This window comes from Chryseobacterium edaphi (assembly GCF_025628985.1).
Classification (GTDB): Bacteria; Bacteroidota; Bacteroidia; order Flavobacteriales; family Weeksellaceae; genus Chryseobacterium; species Chryseobacterium edaphi.
Genome location: NZ_JAOTEM010000005.1, coordinates 1 through 16,902 on the forward strand (window position 1 = coordinate 1; position 16,902 = coordinate 16,902).

The window sequence follows — 16,902 nt, forward strand, 5'->3', positions numbered from 1 at the left end:
AAACCTTCACGATCTCTGCAAGAAAAATCGAAATGGGAAGTGGTGCTTATGAAAATGAGTGGCCTGGTTCACTTTAAATTAATATGGATGGGCAATAAAGCATTGCCCATTTTTTAGTTTTTCAGAATAAAAAAGTTATTTTTTTACCAGATGTAATGATCAGTATTTAGGATCAGATTCTATTTTATGTGGATCAATGAATATTAAACTGCTACTCAGAAATCAAGAATTGTCACTCAATAACTGACCACTGATCATTGTTTACTAAATAATTTTAACTGAATAACTGGCAACCTTTCAATCACCACCAATTAACAACCTAAACTGATATGTCTTTTTTATCGAAATTAGAATTAGACGGTAACACGTATAATATTTTAGAGTGTAAGTACAGCTTTACACAAGCCACTGACGGCACGGGAAAACCTCAGGGGATGCCTCAAGGCGGAGAAATTTTCATTCGAATTGAAAGCACCGGAAATCCTGAACTTCTGGGCTGGATGCTCGATCACAATCAAACCAAAAACGGCAAGATCACTTTTTTCAGAAGAGATGCAATGAGCAAACTTCAGGAGCTTGATTTTGAAAAAGCATACTGCGTGAAATTCACCGAACATTTTAATTCTGTGAATGCAGAACCTTTGCAGATCGAGATGCATCTTATTGCCAAAAAATTTGATGTCAACGGAGCAGTTCACGAAAAAACATGGAAATAATATACTTTCCAAAAGTTTTTAGATTTAAATAAAATCATTTGAAGCTTATTTTAAAAACACAAATCCAAAATAAAATAGAAAATTATGTCCTATTTAGATGATGAAAAAAGTTTCGGCAACGTAAATTCAGGGAACAATATGCGGTTGAATCATCCGGATGATCTCAAAAAATATTTTTCTTCCAAAACGTTCAAAGATTTTCTGGCCGATAAAGCCAGTCCTTTGGTGTATTGCACATTAAGTTTAGACGGAAAACCATTCCTTGATAAATCGGGTTTTTCGATCAATCTGAATCAGCATACGAATGATCACGACAACTTTACCATTGTAGTTCCTGATGATGCTTTAGACAGTTTTCAGGGATATGTCATGGAAAATTCCAAGAATATTCTGGGCAAAAATATTACGATCAATCTTCATCGTTTTGGAGATGTGAGACAGGTTTTCAACGGCGTTGTTGCGAATGTAAAAAATAAGAAAGAAAACGGTTACGGAAAACTCTACATCAGCGGTTATGCTCCAAGTATTCTGCTTGAAAACGGAAAAGACTGCCAGAGTTTTGAGGATAAAACGCTTGAGCAGATCATCAAATCAGCCACTTCGGACTATCCCGAAAATTGTAAAGTTTTGGTGGAAAGTCCGAACACGAAATATGCTTTACCATATACTGTACAATATAAAGAATCTGATTATCAATTCATTAAAAGACTGGCAACACGCTTCGGAGAATATTTTTATTACAACGGCCAAAATATGGTTTTTGGCAATAAAGTACAGCCGATCGTAAATCTGGAAGAAAATATTGACCTTATCGAAGTCGAGGTTGAGATGAATATCAAACCGCAGGACTTCAATTACTCTGTATTTGATGTACAGGGCGGAAGTAAGAGCGATAAAGATTCTTCTTCGGCGCAGGTTCATTATAAAGAAAATCCTTTTCAGGCAATTGCGATTACAGCCTCCAAAAGTGTGTACAAAAAGAAACCCGAAATGCTTTTCAACCATACGGGAATCTCAGATAGCACCGACCGGGAACTGAAAGAAGCGGTAAGAAGAGAAAAAGAAAACAGGGAGAATTTGGTGACGGTAAAAGGAAAAAGTAAAGATCCCGAACTTAAAATTGGCGGCAGGGCAAAACTGATCGACATCAATGGTAAAGCGATGGAAACCTACCGTATCATAGAAATCAAACATTACCACGACGGCAATACTTATTATAATGAATTTGTGGGTATTCCGGATTTATTTAATGCACCTTACCAGGATGAAGAAGCAGTTCCTTTAGGAGAAAAGCAGTCTGCAAGAGTTTTGGATAATGATGATCCTTCGGGAATGGGAAGAGTGCGGGTACAGTTTCCGTGGCAGGAAAAGAAGGGTGAGAAATCGCCCTGGATCAGAGTGATACAGCCTCATTCGGGAAGTGGAAAGGGTTTTCATTTTATTCCGGAGATCGGCGAGGAAGTGTTGGTAGATTTTGAAAGCGGAAATGCAGAGAAACCTTTTGTAGTGGGAACGCAGTATAATGGAAGTGAAACGAGTTCGTATCATACAAGCGGGAATGATTTAAAGGTTACAAAAACACGAAGCGGTCACACTATTATTATGGATGACAGCGAAGATAAAATGAGTATTACTATTTTAGATATTTCTGGTAATACTATTTATCTTGATACTGTTAAGAAAAGCATCACGATAAAAGCACCAGAAACAATTGATATTATCTGTAAGAATCTTAATATTAAAGTGGAGGAAAATATGAAAACTACGGTAGGGCATAACCAAGAAAATATGATTGGGAAAAACATAAAAATCATAGCAAAAGAAGAAATAAGCCAAAACAGCGGAAAGAAAACAATTATCGCAAGTGGCGATAATACAGAAATCTCTTCTAAGAAAGATTTGGATTTGTACGGGAAGAAAAATCTGATAGGTTTTACAGATGGTAAAACCGAATTTGGAGCTAAGGAACAGATGCACATTTATGGTGCAAGTTCTCTTATTACAGCGAAAGATAAGATCGAGTACAAAGCTCCTCAAATGAATAAACTTGCTGAAAGTGGAAAGTTTAAACATGATAAGGAAAAACAAATTTTGAGCGTACAATGGATGGATGCTGAAATGAAAGAAAATATTGAGAATGCAAACATAGGAGAGAAAGTAAGTCTTTTAGTACAAACGAGAAATTATGAAGAAGGTGAAGCCATTACCGTGATTATTGATGATGAAAATGGTAAAGATGTGAGAGATGGAGAGAAAGAGTTGACCTTAACCGGAACTGTCAACAAAGAAGGGTTTGCCGAACTAAAAGAAAAAGTAGAAATTGAAAAACTAAAGGAAGAAGATAAACAAAATCATTCTTCTCAAGGAGAAAGCTCAACTCATGAAGATGAAAACTCAATTTATAAATCGTACGAAGGCAAAGGGTATACAAAATCTGAATGGAAAATCTTTGAAGATGAACAATATAAAATTTATATGGAAAAGAAAAACAAAAGAGGATTTTTGGGATAAAATAAATACACAATGGGTAATACAAACAGAAATTTAAGAGTAAGAAGTGTAAATGGAGATACAGACAATCAAACAAAACTAAAAATAAGTAATTTAAAACTGATAATAAGTACTGAAATCACAGGCTATACTTGTCAATATATATATGGGAGTCATGATGATTTGGATTATGAATCAATTGTTGTTCCAACTTACAAACTAAATGTTGAAAAAGGTGGAAAAGTTATAGCTTCTTATAGTGTTACAAGAGATTCATGGTATTCCAGAGGTGTTATAAATGATAATTGGGGCGTAAATGATGATATAGAATTATCTAATAGATGTTTTGAACCTGCTAATGGAAACATTAACTTATACTCAACAACTCCAACAGCATATCCACCAGGAGCTGGTGTAGATGCATTAGCTTTACGCCAAAATAATTCAGAAAAACTAAATGCTGTACCGCACACAACAAGGATGCAAACTTTTGTAAATGGAGACCCTATAGATGAACCAAGAGCTGATTTATCTATTGCAACAGGTGTTATGATTCACGTAGGAGGATGGTACAGTAATGGCTCAAAAAATAAATTAGCTGGTTCTTACGGTTGTTTTGGTGTCACACCAAATGCACAAATCAACAAAACGAAATCGGGAGCTGAAAAAGTTAGAACTAGTAAATCATATAAAGATTATGAAATTTCAAATGATGCTTATAAGAAAGCTCTTGACTATATAGTGAAACAAGCAGGTGGGAAAAACATCCATGTAGTAGTAGAAAAAAGAAATGTTGTTGAACAATTAAGAACCTTAAAAAATCAATAATGAAAATAATTTTTTATGCTATCATTATCTCTTTAAATTTTATTGGATGTGATAAATATAATGACAATTTGCAATCATTAAGTAATAAAAATAAAATATACGAAAAAAGCATTGTGATCAAAAAAGATGACATTGAAGCAAGTGAATCTAAAGTGGAAATTATAAGTGGTACAAAATACATTATTGAAGAAAAGGCAACTTATGACAATACAGGAATTTTACATTTGTCAACGGCTGGAAGTGAAGGATTTATTGCTCATTCAAGAAATAATGAAAAGGGAACATTACCAATTGAAAATCCGAAACAGTATAATGAAATTAAAATAGATAGAAGTCATAATTACATTATTGATAATCAAGATACTATTAAAAGATTCAAAATTTTAATGAAAGATAAAATAATTTTGACTCCTGAAAATAAAAACAATAGAAGTTATTTATATAGGTTTAATTAATATATATTAAAATAATTAATAGATTATTTCCATAAGATAAAAGAGGATATAAAACTTTAGAAGACGATTTCCAAAAACATATAAAAACTTAATAATCAATAAAATGGATAAAAAAATAAAAAATTTTGCCGAACAAAATTTAGTGTTTTGGGCCATATTAATGGGTTTTATTTCTACTTTCATATTATTTTTTGGAGAAATGCTGGTACATAAAGATAATAATAACAATGGGAATTATTTTGAAGATAATCTGGCTATCTTCGAATTTGCTAAAATGATTTTTTATTTTTTAGTATTAAATTTATTTTTCAAATTGTTTTCATTAACAAAAACACTCGGTATTCTATTTCGTATAACAAATACCATTTTGCTTATTATTCTATTTTTCATTATTTATATGTACTCTTTTGAAAATATGGAGTATTTAAATCAGAAAATTAATTTTCTTCCTGTTATAGAATGGACAAACAATGGTTATGAACCACCTGAAAAAGAAATATCTTCTATTTTTTGCTGGTATTTATTTATGTGTTTGTCTTTCATAAATATTGTGCTTTTAAATTTATTACCTGTTAAAATACTGCAGAATAAAAAACTACAGGTGTATTCTTCTGTAATTATTTTAGTGGTTATTATTACATCAATAATTTTCCTATTGTCTTTAAATAAATAATTACGAACTACTTGATGAATACTTTCCGAGGATATTACGATATTACAGATAAAATTACTGAAGACGGTTATAAATTCATTAATGAAAATTTTCTTATTAATCCTAACCCAATGACTTTTAAATATAAAGAATTGCTTTGGATAAAAGAAAATTTATATGAGTTTATCAAAAAAAGTTATCCTGCGATTTCAAAAAAAACTTTAGACGAAATACAAACAATTACCGTCGACGAAATAAAATTAAGACCGTATATATTTACTACATATTACCATACTTTCGATGAGGACACATATTTATTAAAAATAATTGATACTACTAATACTATATACAATATTTATATTATAAAATACCAAACTATGGAAGGTGTCTATAAAAATGATGAACTAATAGACCACGAATTAGTTAAAAAAGTACGATTCGAAAACGAAAGATGGTACAGGAATTTTTTCAGCAATGAGGATGATTATAACAAAAATAAGTATTCTGACAATAAAACAGAATCAACTGAAGAAAAAAATTCAAATAGCAGATACAATACCTTACTACACGAAAAAGAAAAAGAAATTTACAAAACCTTTGAAGGGAAATCTTACACCTCTGAAGAATGGAAAATCTTTGAAGAAGAACAATATAAAATATACAATGAGAAAAGAAATAAAAAAGGCTTTTGGGATAACTTATTTGGATAATTAAAATAAATAAAATGCCAAAACACATAACAGACACCACCCAATTAAAATGCGACAAAGGAACAATACCCTCTCTTCTGTCCGTTACCAGCCAAACCTTTATGCAAATAGAAGGCAAATTTCAAGCAACAGAAGAAGACAAAAAGCCAAACATAAATATCAAACCATTTGGCGTTTGCAGTATTACAAAAATGTCTTGCAGTCCTGCTCCAATAAAATGGCAAAATACCTCTGTTTTTGAGATAGATGGCAAAAAGGAATTGTTAGATGATTCAAGTTGCCAATGTTCTGTTGGTGGTAAAATATCTATAATAAAATCTGCACAAAGTTTTTCAGAAGAAGTTGAAGGTAGCATTTACCAGCCCATTTTTTATATGCCTGATAATGGATCAGACGATAAGTATAATGGATATTACTATAATTATAATGGTAATTTTGAGGGAAAAGTTACTGGACAGAAAAATGGTAACGAATCCGATGTTTATGCTTGTAATGAAAAAGGCATAGAGAAAGATACTTTTATAAATGCTAAAAAGTTAAAGATTACACATAATGATTTCCAAAGAGTATGTAATATTGTTAAGCACGAAGGGTTATCAAACGAGGAAAATGAATATTTATTTATAGCTCATGCCAATTATAATGAAGGAAGAGATAAAGGAACAACAATGCTTGCAAGATTAATGACTGGGTATTCTTCGGTTGATATTCAAGATAAAAAGACTGAATTATCTGATACCGCAATAGATACCTTAAGTAAATATTCTCGAAAAGCAGTTATTGATGCATTATTAAGAGATATTGATACTTCAAAAGCTGACCCTACAGATGGAGCAAGATTTTGGGATGGGGTTGATTTTTTAGCTTGGGGAATAGATACAGAACTAAAGGCGGATAGTAGTTCAAAAACTGGGCATAACAAATTTGATGAATATGATTATATTAAAATTAAGAAAAGTTTTTATGATGAATTTGTCACAAAAATAAAACAAAAATATCCGAATGGCTCGCCTTATAAATCTTCACACAATCCAAAAACTGATAAAGGCACTCACATACATAAAGAAACGAAAAGAGGTCCAAGAGCAATATATACAATACCAGCGAGTGATTTTAGTAGAAAAGAATATTGGACTACAGGAGAATTCTATTATAAGAATAAGACAAAACAAGCAACTGGTATAATTGCTACACAAGTTGCTGGATATTCGATATTTTGGAAGGAAATTAAGTAGAAAATATGAAAGCTTTACACATTTTTTTAATTTTAATTTACAGTTATTGTTTTACTCAAAATCATAAAACGATAAAAGTAAAAGAAGAATATGTTCCCTTAAAAACTTATGAAAATGATAAATTAGTGAAAAGTGATAAAACAAAAAAAACGTTCACTTATATTTATAATATCAGTTCAAAAAATGACTCTATATTATATTATGATATATCTGACGAGCCAATAAATAAGATTTCACCGATCATTTTTGCACTAAAGAAAGAACAAAACGAAAATACTTTACTTTTATTGATAAATGATAATAGAATTTTAGAGACATTACATATTTCATTTTCTGATAGTTCCAAGTCAATAACTGTCAATAAGGATGCTTATTTTTTAAACTCTTTGTATTATAATCAATTAAAAAAGACGATTTTAATTAACAACAACATTTTAGATTTAATTGACCTTTTGGATGATGACTTAGGAGATTATCCTTATCAATTTAATTATTTATTAAAAATTACTTCACAAAGAAAATATAAAAATAAAAAATTAAAAATTTTGAGCGCAAAAATATATACAACAAGAACACAATCTGATATCCAAGATATATGGAATGTGGGATATAAATATAATAAAAATGGGGCATTAATGTATGTAATAAAAAAATCAATCGATAAAGAAATAAGCTATGAAAAAAGATTATTATTCCAAAAAAAAGGAGAATACAAATACAAAATTTATAGTAATGTAGAAAGTCGATTTGAGAATAATAATGTGATAACTTTTGACATTGATAAAAATACATACACTGCAATTCGAAGCCATTTCCAATTTGGGAACATTAGAGAAGAAACTTCACAGTTAAAGAGGTTTTTGTTACAATAAAAGTAAATAAGCGAAGCCAACTTTTTGAAAAAGGATTAAAAATTAACAGCAATATCAAATTACCATGATGGCAATACCTATTATAATGAATTTGTGGGTATTCCGGATTTATTTAATGCACCTTATCAGGATAAAGAAGCAGTTCCTTTAGGAGAAAGCAATCTGCAAGAGTTTTGGATAATAATGATCCCTCGGGAATGGGAAGAGTGCGGGTACAGTTTCCGTGGCAGGAAAAGAAGGGTGAGAAGTCGCCCTGGATCAGACTGATACAGCCTCATTCGGGAAGTGGAAAGGGTTTTCATTTTATTCCTGAGATCGGCGAGGAAGTGTTGGTAGATTTTGAAAGCGGAAATGCTGAAAAGCCTTTTGTGGTGGGAACGCAGTATAACGGGAGTGAGACGAGTTCGTACCACACGAACGGGAATGACAAGAAGGTGATTCACACGAGAAGCGGAACAAAGATTATTCTGAACGATGCCGAGGGAAGTGTTTTTATAGAAGATCCGAGCGGGAATACGTATCTGATGGATGGGAATGGGAATATTAATGTGAACGCGCCGAAGAATATGACTTTTACGGCGGGGGAGAATGTCATAATAATAGCGGGAATGAATATCTCTGCTTCTGCAGGAATGAATATTTCTGAAACTGCAGGAATGAACCACAGTAGTTTTGCAGGAGCAATGATGATGCAGAATGCGGTTGCAGATTATTCTTTGATGGCGGCTAACATTATGGAAGTGGCGCAGGGGGAGAGGAAGTCTAAAGCAAAAGAAATGAGTGAGAGCGCAGAAAGTGAAGAAGTTTCAGTGCAAGGAAATAACAACTGGCATACCCAAGGTGAATTTAACAATAATAGTGGACAAAATTCTAAATCTCACTAATTATGGCAGGAGGAAAAATTACGAGAATAGCTATTAAAAAATCTGAAACAGATGTTGATGGTAATTTTGACGGATTTTACAAAGGACTCACGATGACTGCAGGTGATAATAATGGGTTTAAAGCAAAAACCACTAATCACGGAAACCCTAAAAAAGAACCCAAAGCAGGAAAATATTTCGTGAAAGGATGGTGGACGAATCATAAAGATGAACCAATTAAAAGAGCTGTATATGGTCAGCTATTACGCTTTCATATAGAAATGGATAAGATGTATGCAAAACCAGGAGGTAGTTTACTTTGCTATGTTTGACAGTGATATGCATACTTTTGGAAATGATGTAGTAAAAGCAGATGACCCAATTCCCCTAATCCACTCAACTACCAAAAAGCCCTACACTTGGGAAAAAGTAAATAATGAGAATAAAGTAATCATTCATTTTTCTACTGATGAAACTCTTGAAAGATGGACTCAGTGGTTAGATCAGGACAAAATTTTTGAACTTTATTTTCGCTGTTCTTATGTAAACAAAGGAGCAATCGAGCATGTAGAGCTCCCATACAATTTTCATGATTATCTGAATTTAGGTTCTATTGTAATAGACCGTTTCAAAATGCCAGGATTGAAGCCGGACGGGTCGGACATTGCAGATGATATGACCTATGGAACAGGTCATCCTCATAAAAAGCTCATATATTCGGCAGATAGATTGTCAAAATATAAAGAAGAGTATAGTACTTTTGGTTTTGATTTTTCTAAACACGCCCTTTTTGCAGATGCAGAAGATGACATTCTCATGGAACCTGAGGAAATAGAGGAAGTAGTAATAATTAATAAAAAACAGGAAGATTACAAATTAGAAGCAGATAATACAGTTGTCTACAGACCTCAATTTCCCACTCCGACAGAAGAAAGAAATGGATTAAGAAAAGTGAGAAACAAAAATGTGAAAGCTATTTATACTAAAGAACAATGCTATAGTACAAAGTATGGGATTATTTCTACAGGGTTAGATGTAAGGATTTTTGATAACCTTTCTAATGAAAAATTGTTTTGGGATTTTGAAAATACTGCAGAGTTCTATTTTGCAAGAGGAGAATTGCAAGAAAATTTGGAAAGAATGATTGCTAAATTTAAGAGAAATCAAGGGGGGAATATATGAAGATGAAGTCCTTACACGAAACATAAAAGATCATCCCGAAACTATTGCGTATTGCCAACAAGTGGAAGATTATATTGCGGAACAATTAAAAACAAAATTGGCAAAATTAGAAGAGGTTGAAGATAATGATCCATATTTTGAAAAGAAAGAAGGAAAAGAAAGTTTTTTTTCTAATTCAAAAGGAAAAAGGGAAGCCAAAAGAAAAAAATTTACCAAACCAATGTATTCTTATGGAAATCCAATAGAAGCTACAAAAGGTTTAACCATAGCCACTAATGATATTTGGTCGGCAGAAGTTATTTTGAAAGAAGTAAAATTTAGCGGGGATGATTATACAGGAAAATATGAGGTGACACTTTGGGATCATTTTGGATTAGATTTACCTGATATGGAGAAAAAATTTAATATCATTCCAAGTATAGGAGAAGTGTTTGTATGTTGGTTCATTTTGCAGCATCTGAGAGGTTATAAACCTTTTATTACCAAAATTACCTTTACAAGAGAGTTTATGGGAAATCTACAAAAGGGGATGACAGAGTTAGATGCAGAACGTGAAAAAGAGAGAAAAGAAAAAGCAAGAGAATTAAATGAACAAATACAGATTGATATTTGGACAAGTCCTAAATTTTAACAAATGAAAAAAATAATAGTTTTGCTCATAATGTGTTTTTTTCTAATTTCTTGTAAAGAAAAAAAAACCGAATTTATACAATCCAAAGTTAGATCTAATCTGTTTTTGATCAAGTTTTCATCTCAAAGGGACTCTTTACTAAAATCAGATATTAAGAATTTCTTATTAAAGAATTTTAATGATGTCTATAAGAACGATTACAATATATTTTTATATAAATATACATCTGATACAAAATATTTTATTAACCATGACGAAGATCCAGGAGGATTTAGCAGTGAAGAAATTTCAATGTATGAGGAGGACTATATTGCAGGATTTTATACCTCAAAATGCAAAAAAGATTCCACAAAAAGAGTGGGAGTTTTTAGTTTTTATAAAACATATTCTAAGCCAGATACAATTATAAACGGATGTAAATAGAAGTGGATCATTTCGGATTAGATTTACCCGATATGGAGAAAAAATTTAATATCATTCCAAGTGTAGGAGAAGTTTTTGTATGTTGGTTTATTTTACAGCATTTGCGGGGATATAAACAAAATTACCTTTACAAGAGAGTTTAAGGGAAATCTACAAAAGGGAATGACAGAGTTAGATGCAGAACGTGAAAAAGAGTAAAAAGAAAAAGCAAGAGAATTAAATGAACAAATACAAATTGATATTTGGATAAGTCCTAAATTTTAACAAATGAAAAAAATAATAGTTCTGCTCATAATGTGTTTTTTTTAATTTCTTGTAAAGAAAAAAAATAGAGTTTATAGAATCTAAAGTTAAGATCAGAAAAAAATTAGTGAGAAGTAGAAGAGCAAAGAAAATATGAATATCAGCATATCCACATATCAGGTAAAAAAAGGAGATACCCTTGAATCTGTTTCAGAGAAATTAGGCATTTCTGCGGAAGCATTGAAACGTTATCACAATACGTATTGCGATTTAAAAAATCTCATTGGGCATAATCTTAATGGGATTCACGAAATTTTAATTCCTCCTGCCGAAAAAATTGCGGAGATCAAAGAAAGCCAAAAAGAATTATCACAAACCCAAAATCTCCCCTCAGTTTACCTGACTACAAAATTCTATGCTTCAAACTATGAAGTTACTGAACGATTTGAACAAGATGACAGAGAAAATTTTGAAGTTAACTACTCAATTTCTGTTCAGCTTCGTGAAAATATGGACAAAGGATTTGTAGCAGAGTTAAAAAACTCCGGTTTCAGGAAAAATAATCAAGATTCTGATGATAAAATAAGTTTGCTCTCGCTTGCCTGTATGGAGAGCATATTCCCTATTTCGTTTTTAATTCCTGCACAGGGAAAAATAAAAGGATTTTATGATCATAAATCAATAATCAAAAAATTTGAAAGCAAGAGAACTGATTTGGAAGACTTTTTTGTTGGAGAAGTGGCTACATCTTATTTTAATAAATTTCATGCCTCCCTTACAAATGAAACATTTTTATTAAAAAGATTTTCTGCCACCTTATTATATCAGGTCTTATTCCCGGAAATGGATTGGTTTCGCAGAAAAAAAGAATGGAAAGAGAATTTTTATTTTATCTCAAACTCATTTCCTCTAAAGTGTAAATTTGAGATTGAATATAATCACGATAATCCGGATGTAGTTGAAACAATCATTCATGGAAATAGTATTGATGATTGCAGCCTTCAGGAGCTCATTAAAGGTTATAGATTTGAAGAAATGAGGGAAGAAAAGGTATCAGGAAAAATTCAGATCAAGTACACTACAGATAAGATAACCAAACAGCTTTTGGGTGCAGATGCCGAAGTCACTTTATGGTACGAAGACGAAATATACAGTAAACATATATTGACATTTGTAGAAAAAAAGAAAGAGAAAGAATTTAAAAAATTCAGTACTTTAGTAGAAGAATAAAACACATTCTGATGAAAAAATATACCGTACAAAAAGGAGATTCTTTAACCTCCGTTGCACAGCAATTCGGTGTGAAAGACGGGCAAACCCTCCGTTCATATCATAATATCTATTGCCCATTGGATGATCTGTTGGGACATGAGGTAGTTCCCGGTAAAGAGCTTTTGATTCCTGAAGACTCTAAATACCTTAAAGAAGACGATGAAGTAACCGATCCTATGAACGGTTATGACGATGAAGCCGAAGAAATAGAAGAATCTTTTGAAGAGAATCAGGAAGAAGAATCTCAAGAAGAAGAAAAAAAAGAGGACAAGAAAAAGGAGCAACAATCTGAAAGTGGTTCCAGTGAACATGACGGAAAATATTTCGTTGTTCAGAAAGGGATGTGCCAATGCAATCAAGGTTTTAAATTTCCCAAATTTAAAGTAACCAGCCACCAAAAACATTACTGGAACGATGCAGATGGAAAAGCTGATTATCTTGCCGTAACGGAAGACGATACTCAGTTAGATCCTCCTGCACAACCTTTCGGGCAATGCAAACTTAAACCTTCATCAGGAGGATACCTTCCTTGTGCTTTTGCACCGGTAGGGAAATGGACAAAAACCTATGATAAAGTAAAGGTTATGGACAAAAGCTGTGTTACAGAAGTTTCTGAGTTGATGTGCAGTACAGGAGGAAAGATTACGATTTTCAAGCATGGTCAGCAGAGTGAGGCCGGGAAAAGTCAAGTGAAGAAAGCTGATGCAAGAGAACAGCATATCTATAATCCGATAATTGATTTTGAGGAGTTTCAGGATAGTGCTAATAATGATTATGAATATCAATAAAGATACAAACAATGGCAAAAGGCGTAAAATCAATAAAAGGAAATGCTTCTCCAAAAGTAGGAGAAACTAATTTCTACGAAGTTACTTCATTCTACCAAGGAACTCATATAGAGAATGAAAATGAGATTAAATGGAAACTTTTTGTTCAAGAAGGTAATGGAAGTTGGCGAGAATTAAAAGGTCCAAAAAAAACAGGAAAAAAAGTACCTTACTTGCTCCCTGAAAAGTGGATAGGTAGAAAAATGCTAATTGAAGCTTATATTTACAATACTGAAAAAAAGCACTTTCTGCAATTATAGTGACTCCAATCAGAAACAATATTCCAACTATTGACAAAGTAGATTTGCTCTATGTTGATGACACCATAGGCAGCACTTTTAGCTTTAGAGAAAAATTAAGAACTAAAGCATATTGTACTAATATGTTTAATAAAGAATTGGTTTTTACACTTTGGGAAGACGATGCGAAAGGAAGTGGACACAATACTACAAACAAACCCATAGAAACTTTACCACCCAAGAAGATAGATAAAAATGGTGTTGCAGTTGGAGAATTTGTTCTTACCAAAGCCTTGATGCAAAAAGCAATGCAGGGAGAAGCCGATCCTAAGCAGTTGGAGCTCTATGTGACGGTAGAATATTATGTTAAAAAAAAGTATGCAACGGAAAACGTAGAAATCAATAATCCTTTTCCGCAAACTCCAAAGCCACAAACCAAATCAACACCTGCGAAACCCAAAGCCAAAGGTTCTCCTGCAGAACAGAAACCACCAAGCAAAAAAGAAGAAAAAGGAATAGGCGAAATTTTAGGAGAAAAAATAGGTGAACTTTGGGATTGGTGGGAAAGCAAAGGAACTGCCACCAAAGAAAAAACACCAACTGTACAGAAGCCTGAAGGGAAAAGCCCTGCTATTGTGAAGGAACAGAATCCAGAGAAAAAAGATGACACTTGTGTTTGTGAAAAATATGATTTGATTTGGGGAGGACATCCAAACGTAGACTGTGCTTTTAGAAAGAAAGTGGTCGAAATTTGCTTAGATCTTTGGGGAGAAGAAAATAAAATAAAAATGGCAAATAATCTTATGGCTGTGTTCCGATGGGAAAGTGGAGGAACTTTCAAACCAGATGTTCCTAACCAAGCTAACTCAGGAGGAACAGGTCTAATACAATTCATGCCAAGTACCGCAAAAAGTTTACTTGGTAAGGAAATTACGATAGAAATTGTTAAGAACTATTTTGGAAAAAAATATAATAAAAAAACAAAACAAAAAGAAGATTGGTATTTAAAACGAGTGAAAGAATTCGCAGATATGACTGCTGTTGATCAATTAGACTATGTTAAAAAATATTTTGAACCATTAAGAGGTAAGTCTGTTGAGTTTGTTGATTTTTATCTTCAAGTCTTATTTCCCGCCTCCTCACAAAAGGAAGATCATATTGTTTTTGCTTCGTCATTAGATAAATTGACCACAAGAACTTCAGAATCGGATAAACTCAGAAACTTAAGAGTAAATGCTTATTCACAAAATAAAGGACTAGATAATAATAATGATGGTAAAGTATGGAAATCAGAAATTAAAACAAAAGTACAAGTATACATAACAGAAGGTTTTGCTAATAAGGAAAATAATTTTGAGTGTGGACAAAATCTGCAAAAAAACACTACATCAGAAGTATCTAAATGCCCTGAAGATTGCTCGCAATGTCTTGATTATGCAGATGTTTGGGAAAACCCAGTAATAAGCAATGATAATGGAGGTAAGAATAATAACAGATTTGGATATAATTCAAGCAGAGGTCATAAAGGAATTGATATTTTGTCGGGACCAACTTATAAAGAAGTACATTCAATTATGTGTGGAGAGGTTGTATCACTAGTAAATTCTTTTAAAACGAATGAGTATCGAAGTTCCAGTTTAGGAAATACTTTAATGATAAAATCTAAAACAAAAGATGGAGAAATTGTTTTCATACTTTATTGTCACTTAGATAAAATTTATGTAAAAAAAGGAGATAAAATTAAACACGGACAAAAAGTAGCTTTATCTGGCTCTACTGGAAACGCTTCTTATTCAGGATTACCTAATGGTGTAAGAGGACACGGAATAGATAAAGCAAATTGGCATTGTCACATTGAAGCAGCTACAAAAGGAGAAGGATATAATAACTTTTACAGCTTAGGTAGTTATAGAGTGAAAGCAGAAGATTATATGAAAACAAAATTCGACAAAAATGGAAATCCGATTAAATAAAATGTTGTTATTGCTAACCTATTTATTATTAATTTCTTGTAAAGGAGAAGCTCATAATAATAAGATAGAAGTAAAAAAAGAAATAAAAAAAGAGTTAAATTTTTTCGACAAAAAATATGAGAATAGTCTGTACTCATTAGTTGTTGATGAGTCAAATATTTCTGACCATCCAATAAAATCTCATTTAGATTGTAAAGAAGAAGGGTATTTTACCCTCCATTTTGTGCCTAAGACCGAAGAATTAAGATATTTTTGGAAAAAAACCTTTTTGAGAGAATATGATTTTGATAATATTGATTTAAAAAAAGACGATGCAAAGATTAGTGATATTATAAAAAACCATACCAATGAATATAGTATTTTTTCATATCAAATAAAAAAAGAATATTTAGATGCAAATGGAAATTGTACAGTTGAAAGCGTTTATGCGAAAAAGAATACAGTTGCTCAAATATATTATTATAATGCTAGTAATGATGATTGGGAATTAAAAAAAGAAATGAACTCAGTAACATTACCTCCTTATCTAGATTCAGATTTTTTTGTAACTAATTTGCCAAGATATTTTACATCTCCATCTGCAAATAATTCAAAACAAACTAATAAATGGAATGGTACATACAGTTTAAAATTAGATTATGGAAAATTAGATGAAAATTCTGAAATGGCAATTGATTATGACATAGAAATTAATAATGATAAATGTACTTTTTCAGGGATAGGCTACAAAACATATTTTACAGATTTATGTAAAATAGAAGAAAAAGGCAATACATTGGTTTTAAAATATATAAAATCTACTGACGGAGATGGTTTTTCAGACCACTCAATCCTAGATGTTTTAGGAACAATAAAATTTGAGAATAATAATTTTTTTATTAAAAGCCCTATTGTCGCAGATAAAGAGTGGAAATATAATGTAGATATTATGTTAACAAAAACTCAATAATTAAAAAAAATGTTACAAGTATATAATTTTAAAGTAAAGTGAACTGTTCAACTCGGGCAGTTTTTCTACTTTAATAATTGGTGTTCAATAAAGTTCACGTTTAGCAAAAACCTATGACAAACTAAAGGCTATGGACAAAAGCTGTGTTACAGAAGTTTCTGAGTTGACGTGCAGTACGGGAGGAAAGATTACGATTTTCAAGCATGGTCAACAGAGTGAGGCCGGGAAAAGTCAAGTGAAGAAAGCTGATGCAAGGGAACAGCATATTTATAATCCGATAATTGATTTTGAGGAATTTAAAGAAGAAACCAACGATACAGATCAATTATATTATAGTTAATT

The 16,902-nt window shown here is 31.9% G+C and carries 18 protein-coding genes and 1 pseudogene; all 19 read left to right on the forward strand.

The window, feature by feature from the left end:
- Window positions 1–329 precede the first annotated feature (329 nt).
- Complete coding sequence (gene tssD, locus NZ698_RS16275; protein WP_263004266.1) at window positions 330–716, forward strand: type VI secretion system tube protein TssD; 387 nt, start codon at window positions 330–332, stop codon at window positions 714–716.
- Window positions 717–800: 84 nt separating this feature from the next.
- Window positions 801–3,227, forward strand: a complete 2,427-nt coding sequence (locus NZ698_RS16280) for a type VI secretion system Vgr family protein (RefSeq protein ID WP_263004267.1) — start codon at window positions 801–803, stop codon at window positions 3,225–3,227.
- A 12-nt stretch (window positions 3,228–3,239) separates the two neighbouring features.
- Window positions 3,240–4,034 carry a hypothetical protein gene (locus tag NZ698_RS16285; RefSeq protein ID WP_263004268.1) on the forward strand — a complete coding sequence of 265 codons (795 nt, stop codon included), beginning with the start codon at window positions 3,240–3,242 and terminating at the stop codon, window positions 4,032–4,034.
- Entirely contained in the window at window positions 4,034–4,489 is a 456-nt protein-coding gene (locus NZ698_RS16290; protein WP_263004269.1) for a hypothetical protein, read from the forward strand. Before NZ698_RS16285 ends, NZ698_RS16290 begins: the two co-directional genes overlap by 1 nt.
- Before the next feature lie 103 nt (window positions 4,490–4,592).
- Window positions 4,593–5,162: a hypothetical protein gene (locus NZ698_RS16295; protein ID WP_263004270.1), complete on the forward strand. Its 570-nt coding sequence runs from the start codon at window positions 4,593–4,595 to the stop codon at window positions 5,160–5,162.
- 14 nt (window positions 5,163–5,176) lie between these two features.
- Entirely contained in the window at window positions 5,177–5,851 is a 675-nt protein-coding gene (locus NZ698_RS16300; protein ID WP_263004271.1) for a hypothetical protein, read from the forward strand.
- A 14-nt stretch (window positions 5,852–5,865) separates the two neighbouring features.
- Complete coding sequence (locus NZ698_RS16305; RefSeq protein ID WP_263004272.1) at window positions 5,866–7,086, forward strand: DUF4280 domain-containing protein; 1,221 nt, start codon at window positions 5,866–5,868, stop codon at window positions 7,084–7,086.
- 5 nt (window positions 7,087–7,091) lie between these two features.
- Window positions 7,092–7,958 (forward strand): hypothetical protein, encoded by an 867-nt coding sequence (locus tag NZ698_RS16310; protein WP_263004274.1) that lies wholly within the window; start codon window positions 7,092–7,094, stop codon window positions 7,956–7,958.
- 173 nt (window positions 7,959–8,131) lie between these two features.
- On the forward strand, window positions 8,132–8,842 hold the full coding sequence (locus tag NZ698_RS16315; RefSeq protein ID WP_368407664.1) for a phage baseplate assembly protein V: 711 nt from the start codon (window positions 8,132–8,134) through the stop codon (window positions 8,840–8,842).
- A 2-nt stretch (window positions 8,843–8,844) separates the two neighbouring features.
- A complete protein-coding gene (locus tag NZ698_RS16320; RefSeq protein ID WP_263004276.1) occupies window positions 8,845–9,153 on the forward strand; it encodes a hypothetical protein in 309 nt (102 codons plus the stop codon).
- A complete protein-coding gene (locus NZ698_RS16325) occupies window positions 9,116–10,003 on the forward strand; it encodes a hypothetical protein (RefSeq protein ID WP_263004278.1) in 888 nt (295 codons plus the stop codon). Before NZ698_RS16320 ends, NZ698_RS16325 begins: the two co-directional genes overlap by 38 nt.
- Window positions 9,966–10,634, forward strand: a complete 669-nt coding sequence (locus tag NZ698_RS16330; protein ID WP_263004280.1) for a DUF3289 family protein — start codon at window positions 9,966–9,968, stop codon at window positions 10,632–10,634. Before NZ698_RS16325 ends, NZ698_RS16330 begins: the two co-directional genes overlap by 38 nt.
- 3 nt (window positions 10,635–10,637) lie before the next feature.
- Entirely contained in the window at window positions 10,638–11,057 is a 420-nt protein-coding gene (locus NZ698_RS16335; RefSeq protein WP_263004282.1) for a hypothetical protein, read from the forward strand.
- A 396-nt stretch (window positions 11,058–11,453) separates the two neighbouring features.
- On the forward strand, window positions 11,454–12,530 hold the full coding sequence (locus tag NZ698_RS16340) for a LysM peptidoglycan-binding domain-containing protein (RefSeq protein WP_263004283.1): 1,077 nt from the start codon (window positions 11,454–11,456) through the stop codon (window positions 12,528–12,530).
- Window positions 12,531–12,541: 11 nt separating this feature from the next.
- The gene (locus NZ698_RS16345; RefSeq protein WP_263004284.1) at window positions 12,542–13,360 is read left to right on the forward strand and encodes a DUF4280 and LysM peptidoglycan-binding domain-containing protein; all 819 of its coding nucleotides are present in this window, start codon (window positions 12,542–12,544) and stop codon (window positions 13,358–13,360) included.
- Window positions 13,361–13,371: 11 nt separating this feature from the next.
- Entirely contained in the window at window positions 13,372–13,659 is a 288-nt protein-coding gene (locus NZ698_RS16350) for a hypothetical protein (RefSeq protein ID WP_263004285.1), read from the forward strand.
- Window positions 13,659–15,611, forward strand: coding sequence for a peptidoglycan DD-metalloendopeptidase family protein (locus tag NZ698_RS19535; protein ID WP_263004286.1), 1,953 nt, complete (start codon window positions 13,659–13,661; stop codon window positions 15,609–15,611). The genes NZ698_RS16350 and NZ698_RS19535 overlap by 1 nt, the downstream gene beginning before the upstream one ends.
- Window positions 15,592–16,560 (forward strand): DUF5991 domain-containing protein, encoded by a 969-nt coding sequence (locus tag NZ698_RS16360; RefSeq protein WP_263004287.1) that lies wholly within the window; start codon window positions 15,592–15,594, stop codon window positions 16,558–16,560. The genes NZ698_RS19535 and NZ698_RS16360 overlap by 20 nt, the downstream gene beginning before the upstream one ends.
- Window positions 16,561–16,675: 115 nt before the next feature.
- Window positions 16,676–16,900 (forward strand): annotated as a pseudogene (locus tag NZ698_RS16365) (DUF4280 domain-containing protein); the annotation flags it as partial.
- Window positions 16,901–16,902 lie beyond the last annotated feature (2 nt).

Excerpts from the sequence above, each read along its gene's own strand:
- tssD (WP_263004266.1), top strand. The coding sequence starts at position 330 with ATGTCTTTTTTATCGAAATTAGAATTAGACGGTAACACGTATAATATT.
- NZ698_RS16280 (WP_263004267.1), top strand. The coding sequence starts at position 801 with ATGTCCTATTTAGATGATGAAAAAAGTTTCGGCAACGTAAATTCAGGG.
- NZ698_RS16285 (WP_263004268.1), top strand. The coding sequence starts at position 3,240 with ATGGGTAATACAAACAGAAATTTAAGAGTAAGAAGTGTAAATGGAGAT.
- NZ698_RS16290 (WP_263004269.1), top strand. The coding sequence starts at position 4,034 with ATGAAAATAATTTTTTATGCTATCATTATCTCTTTAAATTTTATTGGA.
- NZ698_RS16295 (WP_263004270.1), top strand. The coding sequence starts at position 4,593 with ATGGATAAAAAAATAAAAAATTTTGCCGAACAAAATTTAGTGTTTTGG.
- NZ698_RS16300 (WP_263004271.1), top strand. The coding sequence starts at position 5,177 with ATGAATACTTTCCGAGGATATTACGATATTACAGATAAAATTACTGAA.
- NZ698_RS16305 (WP_263004272.1), top strand. The coding sequence starts at position 5,866 with ATGCCAAAACACATAACAGACACCACCCAATTAAAATGCGACAAAGGA.
- NZ698_RS16310 (WP_263004274.1), top strand. The coding sequence starts at position 7,092 with ATGAAAGCTTTACACATTTTTTTAATTTTAATTTACAGTTATTGTTTT.
- NZ698_RS16320 (WP_263004276.1), top strand. The coding sequence starts at position 8,845 with ATGGCAGGAGGAAAAATTACGAGAATAGCTATTAAAAAATCTGAAACA.
- NZ698_RS16325 (WP_263004278.1), top strand. The coding sequence starts at position 9,116 with ATGCAAAACCAGGAGGTAGTTTACTTTGCTATGTTTGACAGTGATATG.
- NZ698_RS16335 (WP_263004282.1), top strand. The coding sequence starts at position 10,638 with ATGAAAAAAATAATAGTTTTGCTCATAATGTGTTTTTTTCTAATTTCT.
- NZ698_RS16340 (WP_263004283.1), top strand. The coding sequence starts at position 11,454 with ATGAATATCAGCATATCCACATATCAGGTAAAAAAAGGAGATACCCTT.
- NZ698_RS16345 (WP_263004284.1), top strand. The coding sequence starts at position 12,542 with ATGAAAAAATATACCGTACAAAAAGGAGATTCTTTAACCTCCGTTGCA.
- NZ698_RS16350 (WP_263004285.1), top strand. The coding sequence starts at position 13,372 with ATGGCAAAAGGCGTAAAATCAATAAAAGGAAATGCTTCTCCAAAAGTA.
- NZ698_RS16360 (WP_263004287.1), top strand. The coding sequence starts at position 15,592 with ATGGAAATCCGATTAAATAAAATGTTGTTATTGCTAACCTATTTATTA.